Source organism: Salinispora cortesiana, from assembly GCF_000484695.1.
Lineage (GTDB): Bacteria > Actinomycetota > Actinomycetes > Mycobacteriales > Micromonosporaceae > Micromonospora > Micromonospora cortesiana.
The window spans coordinates 15,417-35,922 of the sequence record NZ_AXVR01000047.1; the positions used below are offsets into that span (position 1 = coordinate 15,417).

Genomic DNA, 20,506 nt, shown 5'->3' on the forward strand with positions numbered 1-20,506 from the left:
TCGCCCCGGAGTGTCGGTCACCGAGCGTACGGTGGGGCCATGGCGCTCGACATTCCCCGGCTTGACGGCCGTTTCCAGGTCGTCAGTGACTTCCAGCCGGCCGGCGATCAACCGGCCGCGATCGACGATCTGGAGAGGCGGGTCCGGCGGGGTGACCGGCACACGGTGCTGCTCGGCGCGACCGGCACCGGCAAGAGCGCCACCACAGCGTGGTTGATTGAGCGGCTGCAGCGCCCGACGCTCGTGTTGGCGCCGAACAAGACACTCTGTGCCCAGCTGGCCAAGGAGTTCAGCGAGCTGCTGCCGAACAACGCGGTGGAGTACTTCGTCTCCTACTACGACTACTACCAGCCCGAGGCGTATATCCCGCAGACCGACACCTACATCGAGAAGGATTCCTCGATCAACGAGGAGGTGGAGCGGCTGCGCCACTCCGCCACGATGTCGCTGCTCACCCGTCGGGATGTGGTGGTGGTCGCCACCGTCTCGGCGATCTACGGCCTGGGTACCCCAGAGGAGTACCTGGACCGTGCCGTCCGGGTGGTGACCGGTCAGGAGCTGGATCGCGACCAGCTACTGCGTCGGCTGGTCGACATTCAATACAGCCGCAACGACATGGCCTTCCAGCGGGGCACATTCCGGGTGCGAGGCGACACCTTGGAGATCATTCCCGCCTACGAGGAGCTGGCGGTCCGGATCGAGCTGTTCGGGGATGAGGTGGAGCGGCTCTATTACCTCAACCCGCTCACCGGTGATGTGGTCCGGGAGGTTGACCACCTACTGATCTTCCCCGCCACGCACTACGCGGCCGGGCCGGCGCGGATGGAGCGGGCGATCCGTGACATCGAGGCTGAGCTGGGCGAGCGGCTGGCCGAGCTGGAGCAGCGGGGCAGCCTGCTGGAGGCGCAGCGGCTGCGGATGCGGACGACGTACGACATCGAGATGATGCGGCAGGTCGGCTTCTGCTCCGGCATCGAGAACTACTCGATGCACATCGACGGCCGACTACCCAGCAGCCCGCCACACTGCCTGCTCGACTACTTCCCGGACGACTTTCTCACCGTGGTTGACGAGTCGCACGTGACGATCCCGCAGATCGGCGGGATGTACGAGGGCGACGCGTCCCGCAAGCGGATGCTGATCGACCACGGCTTCCGACTGCCCAGCGCCGCCGACAACCGGCCGCTGCGGTTTGACGAGTTCCTGGAGCGGGTCGGCCAGATGGTCTTTCTTTCGGCCACCCCCGGCTCCTGGGAGCTGGAGCACGCACAGGGCGAGTACGTGGAGCAGGTCATCCGACCGACCGGCTTGGTTGACCCGGAGGTGGTGGTCAAGCCGACCAAGGGCCAGATCGATGACCTGATGCACGAGATCAAGTTGCGTACCGAGCGCGACGAGCGGGTGCTGGTCACCACGTTGACGAAGAAGATGGCTGAGGACCTGTCGGACTATCTCCTGGAGAACGGTATTCGGGTGCGCTACCTGCACTCCGAGGTGGATACGCTGCGCCGCGTCGAGCTGCTGCGGGAGCTCCGTAAGGGTGACTACGACGTGCTGGTCGGCATCAACCTGCTGCGGGAGGGGCTCGACCTGCCGGAGGTGTCGCTGGTCGCCATCCTCGACGCGGACAAGGAGGGCTTCCTGCGCAGCGGCCGGTCATTGATCCAGACGATCGGGCGGGCGGCGCGTAACGTCTCCGGCCAGGTGCACATGTACGCCGACAAGATCACTCCGTCGATGGCGGAGGCGGTCGGGGAGACCAACCGGCGCCGGGCCAAACAGATCGCGCACAACGAGGCGCACGGCATCAGTCCGGAGCCGCTGCGTAAGAAGATCCACGACATTCTCGACGACATCTACCGGGAGGCGGAGGAGACCGACACCCGGGTCGGTGGAGCGGCCCGGCAGCTCTCTCGCGGTAAGGCACCGGTGAAGGAGACCCGTAGCCGCAGCCGAGCCGCCGCCGGGCCGGCCCGGGAGGGAATGGCCCGTGCGGAGTTGGCTGAGCTGATTCAGGAGCTGAATGGCCAGATGCTCGCCGCTGCACGGGAGTTGCAGTTCGAGTTGGCCGCCCGAATTCGCGACGAGATCTCGGAGTTGAAGAAGGAGCTGCGCGGGATGGATGCCGCAGGGGTGTCGTGACCCATGTCTGATGTCACGCCGCGGGTCACCGGGGTCAGCGGCGCACTCGGGGTGGGGCACGGCCCGACCAACGGGACCCGGTGCCCCCGAGCGCATCGGGGCCAGCGGCCGGCGCGTGTGGGGATACCGTAAGTGCCGGGTGTGACATCGTTGGTCGCACCCGGGTCACTGTTTGGTCACCTACCGACCGGCCCGGCCGTTGGTACACCGGCCGTCGGGGCAGTCATCGTCCGCCGGGCACGTCGGTGAAGTGTTCGACCTGCGGCGGCTTGGCGAAGTGCGGGCTGATCAGCTCCCGCCACCGGACAAACCGGTCGGAGGCGCGAAAGTTTTGTTCGTGCGCCTCGACCGAGTCCCACTCGACCAGTAGTACGAACCGGGACGGGGACTCGACTCCGCGAGTCATTCGCACCGAGCGACAGCCGGGCGTGTCGGCGAGCACCGGGTGTCCCTCGGCGTACGCGGCTGCGAAGGCATCCTCGTGTCCTGGCAGTATGTCGATCAATGCGATTTCGAGCACCATGTGAGCAGCTTCGCACGGTGGCTGAGCCGGCCTACCGTCCGGGCATCCGGATGACGCAATGGCGTCGAGGCGGTAGTCAAGATCGGCCAAGGGCCAACCGGACCGCCTACCACCTGCCCGGGCTCCTCGGTCTTCTTGGTGGGGCAGCTCGACAGCCTCCCGGGTGGTACTTGCGCCCGCATTGCCGCACGGCCCGCATTGCCGCGCCGCCCGCATAGTCGCCGTGCCGCCGTGACCAGGCAGTTCGCGGGGTGAGGGGGGACACCGGCCGCCCAACGTGCGGTGGCTACGCAAGGTGGGCGACAATGAACGGCGGAGGGGAGTATTCCCCCGCGATGGAGTCGTCAGCACGGTCGATTGCCGAACCCGGTGACTTGACCCGGCCCCGTCGGTCATCGCCCCGGAAGGGGCGGTGGCGGAAGAGACCTCCGACAGTCACCATAGTCGGCGTCATCGGCACACCCACCCCTCCCGGGCGTACGGTGTGCCGATTGTTGCGTGTCTGCCGGAGGTTGAGCCTTGGACGTGTCCGGACTGGTGTGGGCGGGAACGCTCGTCGCACTGACCGCGATTCTCATCATCGATCTGTTGATCATCGGTCGTCGCCCACACGAACCCAGCATGCGGGAGTCGAGTCTCTGGGTCGGCTTCTACGTCGCCCTCGCGCTGATCTTCGGTGCGGGACTCTGGCTCGTCTCCGGGCCGAGCGCGGCGGGGCAGTTCTACACCGGTTGGCTCACCGAGTACAGCCTCTCGGTGGACAACCTCTTCGTCTTCGTGATCATCATGGCCCGCTTCGGTGTGCCCCGGGTCTACCAGCAGAAGGTCCTGCTCATCGGCATCGTGCTCGCGTTGTTGATGCGTGGTGGCTTCATCGCCGCCGGCGCGGCGTTGATCTCCCAGTTCTCATGGGTCTTCTACATCTTCGGCGCCTTCCTTATCTATACGGCGATCAATCTCGCTCGGCAGGGCGATCCGGATGAGGATGACTTCAGTGAGAACCTGCTGATCCGGTGGAGCCGCCGGGCACTGCCGATCTCGCGGGACTACGACGGCGCGAAACTCACCACCTCCGAGCGCGGGCGGAGGGTGTTCACCCCGATGCTGGTCGTGATGATCGCGATCGGCACGACAGATCTGATCTTCGCGCTCGACTCGATTCCGGCGATCTTCGGTATCACCCAGGAGGCGTACCTGGTGTTCACCGCGAACGTCTTCGCCCTGATGGGTCTGCGGCAGCTCTACTTCCTGCTCGGCGGCCTGCTGGACCGGCTGATCTACCTGAGCTACGGCCTCGCGGTGGTCCTCGGCTTTATCGGCGTCAAGCTGGTGCTGGAAGCCCTGGCCGACAACAGCCTGCCGTTCGTCAACGGAGGCGAGCACGTCGGGTGGGCCCCGCACATCCCGATCTGGCTTTCGTTGACGGTCATCCTGGGTACCTTGACGCTGGCGACGGTGGCAAGCCTGGTGAAGTCGTCCCGGGACCGACGTCGGAATCTGGTCCAGGTCCGCGACTGAGACCCCACGTCGGACCTGGCCCAGGTCCGCGACCGAGGACCGACCGACCTCGGGACCTGGTCCAGCTCGGCGGCGCAACGGCCCGCCGCGGTCGGTGCCGCCGTGCCGGGGTGTACCACGGTGATCGTCATCGGGCACCCTGGAGGGATCGGCGGGCGATTGGGGTCTGCGTGGACGCGTGGAGTACTGCGGCGGGTGTGCGGGCGAGTGGGGCCCGTCGGCGGAGTGGAACACCGGCATGACCGGCCGGGAGCTGGCGCTGGTGGGCGCGCCCAACGCACGTGACCTCGGCGGTCTGGTCGGTGCGGGGGGCCGCCGGGTGCGCGGTGGGGTGCTGCTGCGCACCCCGGCGCTGGGGCGGCTGACGGACGAGGACCTACCGGTGCTGGCGAAGTTGATGCCGGCCTGTGTGGTGGACCTGCGGGACGCCACGGAGGTGGCGGTGGCCCCGCCGGACCGGCTGCCGGGGGAGCCTCGGGTGATCCACCTGCCGGTGTACGACGTGGCGCATCCGGTCTTCACCTACCTGTCGGCGGTGCTGCTCGGCCACGACCTCAGCGCGTATGCGGAACTGGCGCAGGAGGGCACTCCGGCGGCGATGCGATCCATCTACCGCTGGTTCGTGACCGGGGAGTCGGCGCGGGCCGGCTACGGTGCGGCGGTGCGGTTGGCGGCGGAGACGGCGAACCTGCCCCTGCTCTTCCACTGCTCGGCTGGTAAGGACCGCACCGGCTGGTTGACGGCGGTGCTGCTGCACGCCCTCGGGGTGGACGAGGCCACAATCCGGGCGGACTACCTCGCCAACAATGCGCTCACCGAGAGCCTGCGGGAGGTGCTCCTCGCCGGGATGCGTCGACGGAGCCCGGAGTTGGACGTCACCGTGGTGCGGCCGGTGCTGGAGGTACGCGACGAGTACCTGGACGCCGGGTACGACGAGGCACGGCGGGTGTACGGGTCGTTCGGGTCGTACCTCCGGGACGGGCTTGGGGTAGACGACGAACTGGTTGCGGCGTTGCGGGCGCAGCTGTTGGAGTGACCTACACCGTGGCGGGGTGGGCTGGGCTGCCCTCCGAGACGGCGGCGGCCCGGCTCAGCCGAGCTGGTGGCGTTGGGCGAAGGCGTGGGCGGAGATGTCGGCGATGAGCTGGCAGGCATCCTCGTCCCGGCTGCGGTCGGGGTGGTCGCCGGTGCTGCAGACGGCGAGGACGTACGGGGGCGCGTCGTCGGGTAGACGACGCCAACGCTGTGCCGCACACCACGTACCCAGCCGTTCTTGTGGGCGATCCGGGTGCCGGCGGGCAGGCCGGCGGCGAGATCCTCGCGGTGTTCCTGAGCGACGAGGAGGTCGAGCATGGCGGCGCAGCTCTCCGGTGTGGCCAGTGGGCCGGGCCGGGTGGCGCCGAGCGCCAGGTCGCGCAGGAGGGCGGCGAGGTCGGCGGCGGTGACCAGGTTGGTGATGCCGCCCGCGCGGGCGGCGAAGTCCTCGATGCCGCGGCCGGTGATGCTGCGTTGGGCTCGGGCCCGGGCCCAGACGTCGGCTACGGCCGGCAGACCGACCTGGTCCAGGAGCAGGTTGGTGGCGAGGTTGCTGGATCGGACAATCATGCGTTCGGCCAGCCAACGTAGCGGGGCGGTACCGCCGAGCCGCTCCCAGACGTCGTCGTCGTTCTGGGCGGGGCGGGTACAGGCGAACCGGGCGGCGCCGGGCTGGGCCGAGTCGAACTCGTTGCGGACCGGTACGGCGGTCTCCGGGGCGAGGAGCCCGTCCTCCAGGGCGCGGTAGAGCGCCACCAACACGGCCACCTTCATCGTGCTGGCCGCGTAGTGGGTGGTGTCCGGGTGCCGGGTCCAGGTGGGGATGGCGTCGAGGCGAGCCAGGTAGGCCGAGACGGTGCCGGGTATCCGGTCGAGGCGCGCGTCGACACCGACGAAGATCACCTACTGAGGGTAGCTGGTACGCCGGGGCGCCCTCCGCGCGTCTCGCGGTGTCGGCGCCCCGGCGTGGCCTCAGCTGGCGTGCTTGCGGCGGGCCGCCGCCCGGGCCCGCTGCGTCTGGTCGAGCAGTACCTTGCGGATCCGCACCGCGGCCGGGGTCACCTCAACGCACTCGTCCTCGCGGCAGAACTCCAGGGCCTGCTCCAGGGAGAGCTTGCGGGGCGGGATCAGCTTCTCCGTCTCGTCGGCGGTCGACGAGCGCATGTTGGTGAGCTTCTTCTCCTTGGTGATGTTGACATCCATGTCGTCGGAGCGGGAGTTCTCCCCGACGATCATGCCCTCGTACACCTCGGTGCTCGGCTCCACGAAGAGGGTGCCGCGTTCCTGCAGGTTCATCATCGCGAACGAGGTGGCGGTGCCGGTCCGGTCGGCGACTAGCGAGCCGTTGTTGCGGGTCCGGAGCTCGCCGAACCAGGGCTCGTACGACTCGAAGACGTGGTGCAGGATGCCGGTGCCCCGGGTCTCGGTGAGGAACTGGGTGCGGAACCCGATCAGACCACGCGCCGGGACCAGCCACTCCATCCGGATCCAACCGGTGCCGTGGTTGACCAACTGCTCCATCCGGCCCTTGCGGGTGGCCAGCAGCTGGGTGATCGCGCCCAGGTACTCCTCGGGTGCGTCGATGGTCAGCCGCTCCACCGGCTCACAGGTCTTCCCGTCGATCTCCTTGGTGACGACCTGCGGCTTGCCGACGGTCAACTCGTAGGACTCGCGGCGCATCTGCTCGACCAGGATGGCCAGGGCCAGTTCGCCGCGACCCTGTACCTCCCAGGCGTCGGGCCGTTCGGTCGGCAGGACCCGTAGCGAGACGTTGCCGATCAGCTCCCGGTCCAGCCGGTCCTTGACCATCCGCGCGGTGACCTTGGCACCCTTGGCCCGGCCCACCAGCGGGGAGGTGTTGGTGCCGATGGTCATGGAGATGGCTGGCTCGTCGACGGTGATCAGCGGCAGCGGCCGCGGGTCCTCCGCGTCGGCGAGCGTCTCCCCGATCATGATCTCCGGGATGCCGGCGACGGCGATGATGTCACCCGGCCCGGCGGAGTCGGCCGGCTTGCTCTCCAGGCCCTCGGTCATCAGCATTTCCGAGATGCGCACCCGCTGACTGCTGCCGTCGGTGCGGCACCAGGCGACGGTCTGGCCCTTGGTGATCGTGCCCTGCCGAACCCGGCAGAGGGCGAGCCGGCCGAGGAACGGCGAGGCGTCCAGGTTGGTGACGTGCGCCTGGAGCGGAGCCTGCTCGTCGTAGGTCGGCGGCGGGATGGTGTCGAGCAGAGTGCGGAACAACGGTTCGAGGTTGTGGCTGTCCTGCGGAACAGCGCCGTCAGCGGGCTGGGTGAGGGAGGCGATTCCGTCGCGGGCGCAGGCGTAGACGATCGGGAAGTCGATCTGTGCATCGTCGGCGTCCAGGTCGAGGAAGAGCTCGTAGGTGTCGTCCACGACCTCCTTGATCCGAGCGTCGGGTCGGTCCACCTTGTTGATGACCAGGATGATCGGCATCCGCGCCCGGAGGGCCTTGCGGAGCACGAACCGGGTCTGCGGCAGCGGGCCCTCACTGGCGTCCACCAGCAGCACGACCCCGTCGACCATGGTGAGACCGCGCTCCACCTCACCGCCGAAGTCGGCGTGCCCCGGGGTGTCGATGATGTTGATCGTCACCGGGTCGGAGCCGTCGGCCGGCACGTACCGCACCCCGGTGTTCTTCGCGAGAATGGTGATGCCCTTCTCGCGCTCGAGATCCATCGAGTCCATCACCCGTTCGGTCACCTCGCCCCGGGCGCCGTAGGCGCCAGCCTGCCGCAACATGGCGTCAACCAGGGTGGTCTTGCCGTGGTCGACGTGGGCGATGATGGCGACGTTGCGGAGGTCGGTGCGAAGCTGCATGACCTCCATCCTTCCGCCTGCGTGGATTCGGGGCGGCGTCGGGGGGCACCCCGAGTCATTCGTGGGCCGACCCAGGGGTATCCCGGATCTCTACCGAAACGCCTGTAACTCGCGATCGACCGCTGGCAAGCTGACCCTCGTGACCGGGGGTCCGGGTGAATGAGTTGCTGAGCCGGCTGCAGGAGCTGCCGCCTGGGCTGATCCTGTTGGTCGCGGCGTTGATCGTGGCCGCTGAGACGGCGCTCATCTTCGGGCTGTTGATGCCCGGGGAGGCCACTCTGCTGCTGGTCGGATTTCTCACCTACACCGGAACCCTGCCGCTGGGGCCGGCGCTGCTGGTGATGATCGCCGCGGGTGTGCTGGGAGATGCGGTGGCGTTCCGGGCCGGTCGCCGGTACGGACCCCGGCTGCGGGCCAGCCGGTTCGGTGCCCGCATCGGGCCACATCGGTGGCGCCGCGCGGACGCGATGCTCGGAAAACTGGGGGGCCGCGGGGTCTTCACCGGCCGCTGGGTGGCCTTCGCCCGGACCCTGGTGCCCCGGCTGGCCGGGGCGGGGCAGATGCCGTACCGACGGTTCGCGCCCTGGAACCTGGGTGGGGTGGTGACCTGGGTGGGGGGCTCGGTGATCGCCGGAAACCTGGCCGGCGAGTCGTACGAGACGGTCTCACACCTGCTCGGCCGGGCCACGGGCGCGGTCCTGGTGCTGCTCGGGGCGGTGCTGGCGGTGCTGCTGGCCGGGCGCTGGCTGGGTCGAAACCCGGACCCGGTTCGGGCGCTGCTGTCCCGGGCGGGCGGCCTGCCCCCGGTGCGAGGCCTGTCCCGTCGGTACGGGGCGCTCTTCGGCCTGCTGGCCCGCTTCCTCGGTCCGGGGTGGACGTTGCTGCTGAACCTGGTTGCCGGCCTACTGCTGCTGTTCCTGGCGGGGCTCACCGTCGCCTGGGGGCTCGGCGCGGTGGTCCGGCGGAGCGGGTTGTCGGTGGTGGACGGCGTCGTCGCCGACTGGTTCGCCGCCCGTCGTACGCCGGAGGCGGTGGAGGTGGCGCTGGCCGCGGTGTCGGCACTGCGCGGCCCGGTGGTGATCCTGTTCGTGTCGGTGGTGGCGGCGGGGGTGGCCTGGCGGCAGCGACCCTGGCGGGCGGACCTGCTCAGCGTGGTGGGCACCGTCGGCGCGTGTATGCCGCTGGTGGTGCTGGCGGTCGCCGCCGACGTGGTCCAACCCGACCGGTCCGGCCCGCCGGTGTTGTTTCCGACCCAGACCGCCGTGATTGCTGCGAGCCTGTGCACCCTCGCGTGGCTGCTGTCCCGGGGTGCTCGTTGGCCGGTCGCGGTCGCCGCCTGGACCGGCGCTGCCGCCGGGGTGGTGGGGGTTGGTGGCGCCCGGCTGTACCTCGGCCTGAGCACCGCCAGCAGCGCGCTGTCCGGGGTGCTGCTGGGCGTGGCGTGGACGGCCGTGTTCATGGTGGCGTGGGTGACTCGGGACCGGGCGGTCGGTGTGGCCCCGGACGCCGTCGACCCGGCGGGCCCGGCGGCAGCCGAGTCGCGCCCGCCGCAGGGGGTCTCCGGCGGATGACAGGACAGCGGTAGGCATCGACAACTGCTACCTTGCGTCGGTCGGAGGGGGAGACATGAGGATGCTCCGGATCGGCGTGGGTGCGCTCGCTGTTGTGCTGCTGACCGTGGGGTGCGCGGGGGGAGGCGTCCCGGAGGCGACCGGCCCGACCGGGGAGACCAGCACCACGGAGGTGTTGCCGACTGCGACGACGGCCACCCCACTCGCGCGGACAGAGTTGGGTGACGCGCCGAGCCAGAGCGCCGCACCCAGCAGTTCACCCAGCGCTTCACCCAGTGTTCGGCCCGCATCGAAGCCCACCGCCACCACGTCGTCTCCGGCGGCGGCGAAACCCGCACAGGAGACGCAGGCGCCACCGCCACCGCCACCGCCGGAGCCGACCGGCTGCCCGCCCCGCCACGAGGGTTCGCCGGCCTCCCGCGCGCAGATGAAGTCGGCACTTGCCGACGCCGCGGCGAAGACGTACTGGCCGACCTCCGCACCGGACATTCGGATTCCGTCGACTCTGGTGAAGGCGACGGCGTGGCAGGAGAGCGGCTGGCAGTCCACGATCATCGCCTGCGACGGCGGCATCGGGTTGATGCAGGTGATGCCCGCGACCGCCGACTGGATGAACCAACGGTTCGGGCAGAGCTACGACGTGTGGGACTACCGCGACAACGCCTATCTCGGTGCGAACTACCTGGCCTGGCTGACCAAGTACATCGGCGACCTGTACTTTGACGGCGACTACCGGCTGGACGCCGCGCTGTGCTCGGCCGAGCTGAACTCGTGCCTGCTCAACGCGGTGATCGCCAGTTACAACTACGGCCACGCCGCGGTGGCGAGCGGGGAGGGCCCGATCACCATCCCGAATCCGCGCTATGTGGGCAACGTACGCGCTCTGATGACCGAGTGCGTCTGTCTCGCCTACTGACGGCTCGGGCGCCACGTCCATGCGGTGGCGCCCGAACGAGGGCCGTCAGTCGTGGGCGGGGACCGGTGCCGGTGTGGCCGGGGTCGGTCCGTGGGCCACAGCCGGCGGGCGGCCGGGCCACCAGAACCGGTCGCCGAGCAGGAACACGAGAGCGGGGACCAGCACCGTCCGGACGAGCAGGGTGTCGAGCAGGACACCGATGCAGACGATGACTCCGATCTGGGTGAGCAGGATCAGCGGGAGCACACCGAGGACGGCGAAGACCGCGGCGAGGAGCACCCCCGCGCTGGTGATGACGCCGCCGGTAACCCGGAGCGCCGAGAGCATCCCGTCGCGGGTCCCGGTGCGGCGGGCGTCCTCCCGGGCCCGGGTGACCAGGAAGATGTTGTAGTCCACCCCAAGTGCGACGAGGAACACGAACGCGAGCAGGAGCACGCCGCTGTCCAGCGCGGGGAGGCCCAAGACGTGGTCGAAGAGCAGCCACGCCGCCCCGAGGCTGGCGAAGAAGGACGCGATCACGGTGACCACCAGCAGCACCGGGGCCAGCAGGCCGCGCAGCAGCAGCACTAGGACGGCGGCGACCAGCAGCAGGATGATTGGCAGGATCAGCCGCAGGTCCACCCGGTTGGCTTCGGCGGTGTCGTAGCCGGCGGCGACGGTGCCGCCGACGAGGGCTCCGTCGAAGGGGCCGGTGCCGGCAACCGCGGGTGGGGCGGAGTCGGGTACTGCGGCGACCGCTGTGCGCAGCTCCCGTACCGCCTGGTCGGAGGCGGCGGTGCCGGGCTCGGCGGCCAGCACCACGTCGACCTGGGCCACGGTGGCGCCGGTGCTACCCGGGCGAGCTGAGGCGACACCGGGCACCGTGGCGGCGGCGGCGGTGACCGCCGCAGCGGCGGTCGGGGTGGTGAGCACCGCGACCGGTTGGGTGGTCCCGGCGGGGAACGCGGTGGCCAGGGTCTGTGCTCCGGCGACCGCCTCCGGTTCGACCCGGAACTGCTCGGTTTCCGACAGTCCGGTGCGGAGGCTCAGGCCGCCGAGGGCGAGACCGGCCAGCAGCAGCGTCGCCAGGACCGCGACGGAGGCCGGGCGGCGCAGGACCACGGTGCCGAGCCGGCCCCACAGGCGGCCCTCGGTGACCGCGCTGCCGAGGCGTGGGACGAACGGCCAGAACAGGCCCCGGCCGAAGAGCACCAGGGCGGCCGGGAGCACGAAGAGCGCGGAGAACATGGCGAACACGACACCGGTGGCGCAGGCCACGGCGAGCGCCCGGTTGTTCTCCTGCTCGGACAGCAGCAGGGTGAGAACGCCTAGGACGACGGTGGAGCCGCTGGCCAGGATGGGTTCCGCGGTGCGGCCCAGGGCGGTTCGCATCGCCGTGAAGCGGTCTGCCTCGCGGCGCAGCTCCTCCCGGTAGCGGGCGATCAGCAGCAGCGCGTAGTTGGTGGCGGCGCCGAAGACGAGGACGCTGGCGATGCCGGTGACGGACCCTGACTGCAGGTTGATCCCGACCGCCGGCACGATCGTCTCGATTGCGCGCAGGGTGAGCTGCTCGGTGGCGGCGACGACCGCCAGCGGCACCATCCAGAGGACCGGGCTGCGGTAGGTGATCAGCAGTAGCAGCGCCACCACGGCGGCGGTTACCGCCAGCAGGGTGGTGTCCGCGCCGTCGAAGACCCGGGTCAGGTCGGTGGTGAAGGCCGGCGCCCCGGTGACCTCGACGGTGAGGGCCGCCGGAGTGTCGGCCAGCGTGGCCCGCAGCTCGTCAATGGTCTCGACGGTTCGCTCCTGCCCCTCGGTGGCGGAGAGCGGCACGGCGAGCAAAGCGACCGAGCCGTCCGGGGCGACCTGTGGTGGCGGCACCTGCCCATTGACCGCGAACCGGCGTAGCTCGTCGATCTGCGCGGTGATGGTCTCCTGGTCGGCGGCGGTGAGCGCTCCGCCGTCAGCGCGACTGAGGACGACGAGAGCCGGCTGGACCTCGCTGGCGGGCAGCTGTTCCTGGAGCCGCTCGACCTGGGTGGACTGCCACTGGTCGGAGAGACCGGTGGCGGAGACGGGCGCGGGGTTGTCGGGCTTCGGCAGCCCGAAGACCGCGGCACCGAGGACGATCGCGGTGAGCACAGTGAGCCACGCGGCCCACCTGCCCCGGGCGACCTGGGTGAAGACGGACATCGTTTCCTCGTGGGCTCGACGGGATGACGGCTCGGTTACTCACGTCGGGAATACCCGACGGCCGAGTATCTCGATAAGCGAGATTATCGGTCCCTCCGCTATGCTGCAACCACATCACCAGGGTGAGGAGAAAATCGGGACGTGGCAGGTCAGGGCATGTACCGGCGACGCGATACCCGGCGCGAGCAACTGATCGCGGAGATCGCCAACGAGCTCCGGCGGTACGCGGTGGACGCCCAACACGTCGGCCATGCCTTCGCCAACCTGCACGGACTCGGTGCCACCGATCTGCAGGCCCTGATCGCCGTCATGGACGCCGAACTACATGGTGACCCGATCACCCCAGGTCGCCTCGGCGAACAACTCGACCTCTCCTCCGGTTCGGTCACCGCCCTCCTCGACCGGCTGGAACGCGCCGGCCACGTCCGCCGCGACCGCACCTCCACCGACCGGCGCAAGGTCCTGGTGCACTACGCCGACCGCGGTGCCGAGGTGGCGAGGGAGTTCTTCCAACCGCTCGGCCGCCGGACCGACGCGGTGATGCTCGGCTTCACCGACGACGAGTTGGAGACCGTCCACCGCTTCGTCACGGCCGTCCGGGCCACGCTCCGCGAACACCGCGACGCGGTCCGGGCTGCCCGCCCCGAGCCACGTCGGGCGAACGGCTGAGGCCGTGTTCGCGGCGCTGGCAACACGGGCAGCCACGGCCATGTTGCGCCTGCCGCCGCCGCGTACCCGCCGGGTCAGGCTGACCCGAGACATCCCGGTCCGGGTTCGCGACGGCGTGTCGCTGCGCACCGACCACTACGCCCCGGACCGCCCGGTCGCGCCCACGGTGCTGATCCGCACCCCGTACGGGCGGGGCGGGCCGATGCGGCTGCTCGGCCGGCTCATCGGCGAGCGGGGCTACCACGTGGTGATCCAGTCCTGCCGGGGCACCGATGGCTCCGGCAGCCGGTTCGACCCGCTGGTACACGAGCGCGAGGACGGCCTCGACACCCTCGACTGGCTACGGCGACAGCCCTGGTGGAACGGCGAGTTCGGCATGTTCGGGGCCAGCTACCAGGGCTTCGTCCAGTGGGCCGTCGCCGCCGACGCCGGGGCGGACCTCCGGGCGATGGTCGCGGTGGTGACCGCCTCCGGCACCCGCGATTCGACGTATCCGGGTGAGTCCTTCGCCCTGGACACCGTGCTCACCTGGGTCGAGCTGCTCCAGGCGCAAACCGTCGGGTGGCTCGCCCGGCAGTGGGAACTCCGGCGTGGCCAGCCCCGGCTCGCCGCCGGCCTGTCCCACCTGCCGTTGGCCGAGGCGGACCGGGTCACCACCGGCGTGACTGTGCCCTTCTTCCAGGAGTGGCTGCGTCACCACACGCCCGACGCGGCCTACTGGCAGGCCCGGGTCTTCGGCGACCGGCTCGCCGAGGTGCGCGCCCCAGTAGCCATGATCGGTGGCTGGCACGACATCTTCCTCCCCGCCCAGCTGCGCGACTTCGCGGCCCTGCGCGCGGCCGGTGCCACGCCCCGGCTCATCGTCGGGCCGTGGACGCACGGCAGCCCGGGGCTCTCCGTCGCCGCGCTCCGCGACGGACTGGACTGGCTCGACGAACACCTGGGTGGCCACCCCGGGCGCGCTCGTGCCCCGGTCCGTCTGCACGTCGGCGGCGCCGGCGGCGGCTGGCGGGAGTTGCCGGACTGGCCGCCCCCAGCCACACCGACCCCCTGGTACCTGCACCCGGAGGGTGCATTGCGTGCTGCGCCGTCGCCAGCCTCAGCCCCGGACGGTTTCTGGTACGACCCGGCCGACCCCACCCCATCGGTGGGGGGCCCGCTGCTGGTGGCCCAGCAGGCCGGCCCGGTCGACAACCGGCCCGTTGAGGCTCGCCCGGATGTACTGACCTGGACTAGCACGGCGCTGCCGGTGGCGATGGAGGTCATCGGACCGGTCGAGGCGGAGGTCTTCATCCGAAGTGAGCTACCTCACCTCGACGTCTTCGTGCGACTCTGCGACGTGGATCGTCGGGGTCGCTCCTGGAACATCTGCGATGGACTGGTCCGAATCAGCCCGACCGTCTTCACGGCCGACCCGACGGGCGCGGTCCGCGTCGTGGTGCCGTTGTGGCCGGTGGCCCACCGGTTCGCCGCCGGTCACCGACTGCGGGTGCAGATCTGCGGCGGGGCCCATCCCCGGTACGCGCGCAACCCCGGCACCGGCGATCCGCTCGGCACCGCGGTCACCCTGCAAGCCGGATGGCGGGAGATCCTGCACGATCCGCAGCACCCGTCGGCGGTAGTCCTGCCCACGGTGGAATATCGATCCTCTTCAGCTCGCCCGTAGCCAACCCGCGGCCAGGGTCGCTGGTCGATCGGCAGGTCAACGCCTTGTGGCGCACTCCCACCCGTGGGAATGCACGCTACGGTGGCGGCGGCCGGTTGGTCCGACCGCCGCCACCGTGCCAGGTCACGCCGGGCGGACGTTATCCGCCTGCGGGCCCTTCTGGCCCTGGGTTACATCGAAGTCGACCTTCTGGCCCTCGCTCAGCTCCCGGTAACCGCTCATCGAGATCGACGAGTAGTGGACGAAGACGTCCGGCCCCCCGCCATCCTGCTCGATGAAGCCGAAGCCCTTTTCTGCGTTGAACCACTTGACGGTGCCGGTTGCCATGCATCTCTCCCTGTTCCAAGCGGGCAACCCCCGGCCGGCGGCCGATGATCGCCCGGTACCTTCCCGACAGTAGCGGGCCGCGCGCCAATCCGCTGGACGAAGTGCCGTAGGCAACGAAATGACCGGTCCGGGGCGGACCTGCCGAACACCGCACGGTGGCCGACCAGACTAGGGCATGCTGCCCCGGTGGGCGTAGCCGCGACCGCGCTGGTCGACCTGGAACGGGAGATCGCTGCGCCCGGCCAGGGCCTGGACCGGCTGCGGCTGTTGCCCGTGCCGTTCGTGCCCGAACTGCGGCTGCATCTCGCCGAGGATCCGATCGTGTGGTGGGCGCGGATGGAGGCCCGAGCCGGGCATACGCTGCCCCCGCCGTACTGGGCGTCGGTGTGGCCCGGCGGTCAGGCCCTCGCCCGGCACCTGCTCGACCACCCCGACCTGGTGAAGGGTCGTCGGGTACTCGATCTGGCCGCTGGCTCGGGCGTGGTCGCGGTCGCCGCCGCGCTGGCCGGCGCAGCGCAGGTCGTGGCCGCCGACACCGATCCGTACTCGGTGGCCGCCGTCACAGTCAACGCGCGGGCCAACGGCGTGCGGATCGCGGCCACCGACCGGGACCTGCTGGACGACGCCCCAACCGAGTTGGATCTGCTGGTAGCCGGCGATGTCCTGTACGACCGGGCGACGGCGGCGCGGATGCTGCCCTTCCTTCACCGCGTCGCGTCCGCCGAGGTCAACGTGCTGGTCGGCGAGCCGGGCCGCGGGCATGTACCGGCCCACGGGATGGCGGTCGTCGCCGAGTATCTGGTGCCGACCACCGAGCCGACCGCCGACTCCCCGGTGCGGCGGGTGCAGGTGCTGCGGCCCGCCTGACCGACGCCGACGGCGACCCTGAGTGGGAATCAGGGGCGGTTGGGGGCCACTCCGGATGCCCGGGGAGGCGACTGGGTTCTAACGTGTCGGGCATGGATTGGCTGGCCCAGATCGGAGAGCTTCCCACCCTACTGCTGTTGGGGGTGCTCGGGTTGGTGATGGTCTTCGATGCCGTGCCGCTGTTGGGGGTGCTGGTGCCCGGGGATGTGGCGATCCTCGCAGCGGTGGGGGCGCAGGGCCCCAGCGCCGGCCTCGCCGTGCTCGGCACAGTGGTTGCTGGCTGCCTGGCCGGCTGGTCGCTGAGCTTCCTGGTCGGCCGTCGCTTCGCCGACCGGCTGCGGCGCGGGCGGGTCGGCGACTGGATCGGCGAACGGCGGTGGGTGGCGGCGGAGCATATGTTGCGCCGCAGCGGCGGCCAAATGGTGCTGGTGGCGCCCTTCCTGCCGGTCCTCAACGCGTTGTTGCCGCTGGTCGCCGGTGGGTTGCGGATGTCGTACCGGCGGTTTGTGGGCTGCGCGGCGCTCGGTGCGGCGGCGTGGGGCGGGCTCTATCTGGTGCTGGGCACAGCAGCCCGGTCGATCACCGGGCTGCTGCCCGGTGCACCCAGCCCGATGCTGGTGACGATGGTGGTCGGGCTGCTGCTCGCCACCGGGGTGTTGGCGGCGACTCGGCATCGGTTCCTGCCGGAGCTGCCCGACGACGGGCACCCGGCCTCGGCCGAAGCCCTCCACCACGCAGCCGCACCGGAGCGGGGGCCCGGCCCCGACCGTGGCTGACGGGTCAGCGGCGCCGGGCGATGGGATACCGGTCACGTCGTCGGTCGAGTAGGTTTCCTGCATCGATATCGGTGACGGTGGGGAGACTGGATGCCCGCGAAGCGCCGTTCATGGTGGGGCTGGGGCTACGTTGCGGACGCGGTAGCCGGCGCTGAGGCCGCGCGGCTGGTCGACCGGGTGCGGGCCCTGCTACCCGACGTTGACCTGACCCCGCACGAACCGCCGCCGGTGGCCGAGTTGGACCTGCCGCCGGCGCGGGTCACCCCGCCGGCGGCGCTGGCGCACCTCTGCTCGGCTGAGCTGGCCGACCGGGCGGCCCACGCGCACGGAAAGGCGTTCCGGGACGTGGTCCGGAACCTGCACGGCGAGGTACGGCACCCGCCGGACCTGATCGCCCGCCCCACCTCCGAACAGGACGTGGTTGACCTGCTGGACTGGTGCTCGCGGTCCGGCCTGGCGGTCGTCCCGTATGGTGGCGGCTCCTCTGTGGTCGGTGGGGTAGAGCCCCGGGTGGGCGACGGCTACCCCGGCACGATCAGTCTCGACCTCGGCCGGCTCGACCGGGTGCTGGAGGTCGACCGGACCAGTCGGGCGGCGCGGGTCCAGGCCGGCGTGTTCGGGCCGGCGCTGGAGGACCACCTTCGCCCGCAGCACCTCACCCTGCGGCACTTCCCACAGTCGTTCGAATTCTCCACGCTCGGTGGCTGGCTCGCGACGCGGGCGGGCGGGCACTACGCGACGGTCCTGACCCACATCGACGACCTGGTGGAGGCGCTGCGGGTGGTCACCCCGACCGGCACCAGCCAGTCCCGACGGTTGCCGGCCTCCGGCGCGGGGCCGTCACCGGACCGGCTGTTCCTCGGCTCGGAGGGCACGCTCGGCGTCATCACCGAGGCGTGGCTTCGGGTGCAGGATCGGCCACGGTGGCGGGCCGACGTGGCGGTGCACTTCGACGACCACGACGCGGCCGTCGCGGCGACCCGGGCGATCGCCCAGTCCGGGCTGCACCCGAGCAACTGCCGGCTGCTCGACCCGGCGGAGGCGCTGCTGAACGCTGGCGTGGCCACCGGCGGCGGGATGCTCGTGCTGGGCTTCGAGTCCGCGGACCACCCGGTCGAGCCCGCGCTGGACCGTGCCGTCGAACTGTGCCGCGACCACGGCGGGACGCTGCCCGAACCACCCCGGGAACGCGACGCGTCGGCATCCCGGGGGAGTAGCGCCACGGACACCTGGCGGTCGTCGTTCCTGCGGATGCCGTACCAGCGGGATGCCCTCGCGGCCCGGTCGATGATCGTGGAGACCTTCGAGACCGCCTGTACCTGGGATCGCTATCCGGCGTTGCGGGCCGCGGTGCTCGACGCGGTCAACGCGGCGTTGCGGGAGGTGGGTGCGGCCGGCGTGGTCACCTGCCGGTTCACCCACGTCTACCCGGACGGGCCGGTCCCCTACTTCGGCGTCTACGCCGCCGGCCGGTGGGGCAGCACCCTCGCCCAGTGGGATCAGATCAAGTCCGCCGTCTCCGCGGCGCTGCTCGCCGCCGGAGGCACCATCACCCACCACCACGCCGTCGGCCGCGACCATCGACCCTGGTACGACCAGCAGCGCCCCGAGCCGGTGGCGCTGGCGTTGCGCGCCGCGAAGGCCGCGCTGGACCCGTCCTGGGTGCTCAACCCCGGCGTCCTCCTGGACGCTCCGGGCGTCGGCGCTGCGGTGCATCCGGCGGCCAGCCCCGGGAGTGGGTAGATCGAGCTGGTGGCTTCGACGGGGTGCCCGGTGGCATTGACCGATGTTGAGGTCGAGGCGTCACTGAGGGTCGGGCTCTGCTGTACTTTGTGGTCCGGGAGCGCAGTCGCTGGCGCATGAAGACATTGAGGGCATGATATTCAAACTCTTTATCATGTATCGCTCGGTCTGACTGGTCGGGGTAAAGCACCGCGGTTAGTCCAGAAAGTATTCGGGGGCCGCCATTTCCTGGATCTCGATAATGCCGGGCCAGTGCCGGTCGACGGGGTCGGCGCCGCAGCGTAGCCAGAGGGTCGTGCCGTCGGCGGCGGTCGCAGTCTCGATGACGTGGTCGGCGTCGCCCTCGATGCGGCCGGTCTCGACCGGGCCTGGACCGAGCCGTTCCGCCTCGGTCCGTAGGCCGCCGTGGGCGACATACACCAGGGCGGCCCCGCCCGGATCCACGCCGGCGCCGCTGGGCTCGACGCGGGGCAGCCACGGCTCCAGCGCCGCCACTGTTCCGGTGATGGTGTGGCCGGGACGGCGACGAAGAGCCGGCCGACGATATCGGTCTCGGCTGGCCCGATGCCCAGGGTGCGGTCGGGGGTGCGGCCGGTGCCGTGGGTAGCGCCTTCCCAGCCCATCTCCTGGTCGGCTCGGTCGATCACCAGCCGGGTGGCCGGCGGGCCGGACGGGGGGACGAGGGTCTCCGCGTAGCGGACGTTCGGCGAGTAGACGAAGTCCTGTTCACGCCAGCCGAAGCGGTGCAGCAGCGGGCCTGCCATGGCGTGCCTGGCACGTTCCTCGCTCACCGCGACGAGAGAACCCGACAGCAGCAGGTCCGCCCGTTCGTCATCGACATCTATCCCGTCGGCGCCGATCTCGTCGGCGAGAGGGGCGTATCGGCGCAGCGTTTCGATGGCGCTTGCGGTGCCGCGTTCCAGCCGGAGCATCGCCTGCATCCCGAACGGCGGCTTGTTCCTCGCCACACAGGCTCCTTGTTGCAGTCAGCTTCCCTGGCCAGCGGCGCAGGCCGTGGTCAGGTTCTGCTGGGCGATGGTGAGGTCCGTCGTGCTCGGTGCCTTCTTTGGCGCCTCGGCCCAGGTGTCGGCCAGGTCGGCCAGCGCGTTCGCGACCTCCTCGACGGCGCTGTTGACCTGGTCGTTGTCGGTAAAGGTGTGCACATAGAGGGCTGCCGCTCCGGCCGAGTACTGCGCGCTAACTGCCAGGTGCCCGGCCAACGGGCCGATCCCCTCCGCTTCGGCAACTTCTTCCAATGCGGAGCTGAGGTCCTCCCCCACGGCGGCGCAGGTGGTCTTGGTGTTGGCGTCGAGACCCGTCGGGGCGGGTGTAGGCGGCGGAGGTGCCGCGGTCGTTGGAGTGGAGGTCGGCACCGATCCAGCCGAAGAGATGTCATCATCCTTGGCCCGGGACATTCACCAGGTGGTGATCTTGTAACGGTTTCGTGAGGTCCGGAAAGGCGAAAGTGCCTGCCAGGCAAGGGAAAATGGTGATTGCGACATCTACCAGGATCTCTTGCGAGGAGGCACTTCCGACGTGCGTGAGCTTACCGGATGGTCGAAGGGCCTGCGCGTCACGGCTGACGGTGACGGGGTGGTGGCGATGGTGGGGGGGGCGGGCCTGCGGATGCTCGCCGACCGTACCGGCCTGACCGCGGGCATATCGAGGGTACTGGCCAAACCCGGGTTCCAGCCGGTCCACGACCGGGGCCGGGTCCTGACCGACATCGCGTGTTCGATC

Annotated in this window: 16 protein-coding genes and 3 pseudogenes; 11 read left to right on the forward strand and 8 right to left on the reverse strand. The window is 70.4% G+C overall.

What is annotated here, in order from left to right:
• Positions 1–39: 39 nt before the first annotated feature.
• Positions 40–2,142, forward strand: coding sequence for an excinuclease ABC subunit UvrB (gene uvrB / locus K228_RS0118565; protein WP_025619791.1), 2,103 nt, complete (start codon positions 40–42; stop codon positions 2,140–2,142).
• Positions 2,143–2,365: 223 nt separating this feature from the next.
• Here the strand turns inward: uvrB and K228_RS0118570 are convergent, their stop codons facing one another.
• Positions 2,366–2,665 (reverse strand): antibiotic biosynthesis monooxygenase family protein, encoded by a 300-nt coding sequence (locus K228_RS0118570; protein ID WP_025619792.1) that lies wholly within the window; start codon positions 2,663–2,665, stop codon positions 2,366–2,368.
• A 519-nt stretch (positions 2,666–3,184) separates the two neighbouring features.
• Here K228_RS0118570 and K228_RS0118575 point away from each other — a divergent pair.
• Entirely contained in the window at positions 3,185–4,183 is a 999-nt protein-coding gene (locus K228_RS0118575) for a TerC family protein (protein ID WP_025619793.1), read from the forward strand.
• 238 nt (positions 4,184–4,421) lie between these two features.
• A complete protein-coding gene (locus tag K228_RS0118580; RefSeq protein ID WP_025619794.1) occupies positions 4,422–5,219 on the forward strand; it encodes a tyrosine-protein phosphatase in 798 nt (265 codons plus the stop codon).
• Positions 5,220–5,273: 54 nt separating this feature from the next.
• Here K228_RS0118580 and K228_RS27450 read toward each other — a convergent pair.
• Positions 5,274–6,121, reverse strand: a pseudogene (locus K228_RS27450) (serine hydrolase).
• 69 nt (positions 6,122–6,190) lie between these two features.
• Positions 6,191–8,059, reverse strand: a complete 1,869-nt coding sequence (gene typA / locus K228_RS0118590) for a translational GTPase TypA (protein WP_025619795.1) — start codon at positions 8,057–8,059, stop codon at positions 6,191–6,193.
• Positions 8,060–8,214: 155 nt separating this feature from the next.
• On the opposite strand from typA, the gene K228_RS0118595 reads away from it, so the two are divergent.
• Entirely contained in the window at positions 8,215–9,630 is a 1,416-nt protein-coding gene (locus K228_RS0118595) for a DedA family protein (RefSeq protein WP_025619796.1), read from the forward strand.
• A 27-nt stretch (positions 9,631–9,657) separates the two neighbouring features.
• Here the strand turns inward: K228_RS0118595 and K228_RS30215 are convergent, their stop codons facing one another.
• Complete coding sequence (locus K228_RS30215) at positions 9,658–10,119, reverse strand: hypothetical protein (RefSeq protein WP_029723745.1); 462 nt, start codon at positions 10,117–10,119, stop codon at positions 9,658–9,660.
• Positions 10,120–10,138: 19 nt separating this feature from the next.
• Between K228_RS30215 and K228_RS30220 the strand changes: the two genes are divergently transcribed.
• Positions 10,139–10,546, forward strand: a complete 408-nt coding sequence (locus K228_RS30220; RefSeq protein ID WP_342667127.1) for a transglycosylase SLT domain-containing protein — start codon at positions 10,139–10,141, stop codon at positions 10,544–10,546.
• Between the two features lie 45 nt (positions 10,547–10,591).
• Here K228_RS30220 and K228_RS0118610 read toward each other — a convergent pair whose 3' ends face one another.
• Entirely contained in the window at positions 10,592–12,718 is a 2,127-nt protein-coding gene (locus K228_RS0118610) for an MMPL family transporter (RefSeq protein ID WP_025619798.1), read from the reverse strand.
• A 156-nt stretch (positions 12,719–12,874) separates the two neighbouring features.
• On the opposite strand from K228_RS0118610, the gene K228_RS0118615 reads away from it, so the two are divergent.
• Together K228_RS0118615 and K228_RS0118620 are read left to right on the forward strand one after the other, a co-directional pair.
• Positions 12,875–13,387 carry a MarR family winged helix-turn-helix transcriptional regulator gene (locus K228_RS0118615; RefSeq protein ID WP_029723744.1) on the forward strand — a complete coding sequence of 171 codons (513 nt, stop codon included), beginning with the start codon at positions 12,875–12,877 and terminating at the stop codon, positions 13,385–13,387.
• A gap of 4 nt (positions 13,388–13,391) precedes the next feature.
• A complete protein-coding gene (locus tag K228_RS0118620; protein ID WP_025619800.1) occupies positions 13,392–15,053 on the forward strand; it encodes a CocE/NonD family hydrolase in 1,662 nt (553 codons plus the stop codon).
• Positions 15,054–15,176: 123 nt separating this feature from the next.
• On the opposite strand, the gene K228_RS0118625 is transcribed toward K228_RS0118620, so the two are convergent.
• Complete coding sequence (locus K228_RS0118625) at positions 15,177–15,380, reverse strand: cold-shock protein (RefSeq protein WP_018216284.1); 204 nt, start codon at positions 15,378–15,380, stop codon at positions 15,177–15,179.
• A 186-nt stretch (positions 15,381–15,566) separates the two neighbouring features.
• Here K228_RS0118625 and K228_RS0118630 point away from each other — a divergent pair, with 186 nt between their 5' ends.
• The 3 genes from K228_RS0118630 to K228_RS0118640 all read left to right on the forward strand — a co-directional run bounded on the left by K228_RS0118630 (position 15,567) and on the right by K228_RS0118640 (position 18,766).
• A complete protein-coding gene (locus K228_RS0118630; RefSeq protein WP_025619801.1) occupies positions 15,567–16,247 on the forward strand; it encodes a class I SAM-dependent methyltransferase in 681 nt (226 codons plus the stop codon).
• Positions 16,248–16,339: 92 nt separating this feature from the next.
• Positions 16,340–17,023 carry a DedA family protein gene (locus K228_RS0118635; protein WP_025619802.1) on the forward strand — a complete coding sequence of 228 codons (684 nt, stop codon included), beginning with the start codon at positions 16,340–16,342 and terminating at the stop codon, positions 17,021–17,023.
• A 90-nt stretch (positions 17,024–17,113) separates the two neighbouring features.
• Complete coding sequence (locus tag K228_RS0118640; protein WP_025619803.1) at positions 17,114–18,766, forward strand: FAD-binding oxidoreductase; 1,653 nt, start codon at positions 17,114–17,116, stop codon at positions 18,764–18,766.
• Positions 18,767–18,961: 195 nt separating this feature from the next.
• Here the strand turns inward: K228_RS0118640 and K228_RS25820 are convergent.
• Positions 18,962–19,734: pseudogene (locus K228_RS25820) on the reverse strand (hypothetical protein).
• Between the two features lie 18 nt (positions 19,735–19,752).
• The gene (locus K228_RS0118650; protein ID WP_025619804.1) at positions 19,753–20,181 is read right to left on the reverse strand and encodes a hypothetical protein; all 429 of its coding nucleotides are present in this window, start codon (positions 20,179–20,181) and stop codon (positions 19,753–19,755) included.
• Positions 20,182–20,302: 121 nt separating this feature from the next.
• Here K228_RS0118650 and K228_RS0118655 point away from each other — a divergent pair.
• Positions 20,303–20,506: pseudogene (locus tag K228_RS0118655) on the forward strand (IS1380 family transposase); the annotation flags it as partial.

What these genes read in the sequence shown, in the direction of transcription:
- uvrB (WP_025619791.1), top strand. Translation starts at nt 40, where the DNA reads ATGGCGCTCGACATTCCCCGGCTTGACGGCCGTTTCCAGGTCGTCAGT.
- K228_RS0118570 (WP_025619792.1), bottom strand. Translation starts at nt 2,665, where the DNA reads ATGGTGCTCGAAATCGCATTGATCGACATACTGCCAGGACACGAGGAT.
- K228_RS0118580 (WP_025619794.1), top strand. Translation starts at nt 4,422, where the DNA reads ATGACCGGCCGGGAGCTGGCGCTGGTGGGCGCGCCCAACGCACGTGAC.
- typA (WP_025619795.1), bottom strand. Translation starts at nt 8,059, where the DNA reads ATGCAGCTTCGCACCGACCTCCGCAACGTCGCCATCATCGCCCACGTC.
- K228_RS30215 (WP_029723745.1), bottom strand. Translation starts at nt 10,119, where the DNA reads ATGTCCGGTGCGGAGGTCGGCCAGTACGTCTTCGCCGCGGCGTCGGCA.
- K228_RS0118610 (WP_025619798.1), bottom strand. Translation starts at nt 12,718, where the DNA reads ATGTCCGTCTTCACCCAGGTCGCCCGGGGCAGGTGGGCCGCGTGGCTC.
- K228_RS0118615 (WP_029723744.1), top strand. Translation starts at nt 12,875, where the DNA reads ATGTACCGGCGACGCGATACCCGGCGCGAGCAACTGATCGCGGAGATC.
- K228_RS0118625 (WP_018216284.1), bottom strand. Translation starts at nt 15,380, where the DNA reads ATGGCAACCGGCACCGTCAAGTGGTTCAACGCAGAAAAGGGCTTCGGC.
- K228_RS0118635 (WP_025619802.1), top strand. Translation starts at nt 16,340, where the DNA reads ATGGATTGGCTGGCCCAGATCGGAGAGCTTCCCACCCTACTGCTGTTG.
- K228_RS0118640 (WP_025619803.1), top strand. Translation starts at nt 17,114, where the DNA reads ATGCCCGCGAAGCGCCGTTCATGGTGGGGCTGGGGCTACGTTGCGGAC.
- K228_RS0118650 (WP_025619804.1), bottom strand. Translation starts at nt 20,181, where the DNA reads ATGTCCCGGGCCAAGGATGATGACATCTCTTCGGCTGGATCGGTGCCG.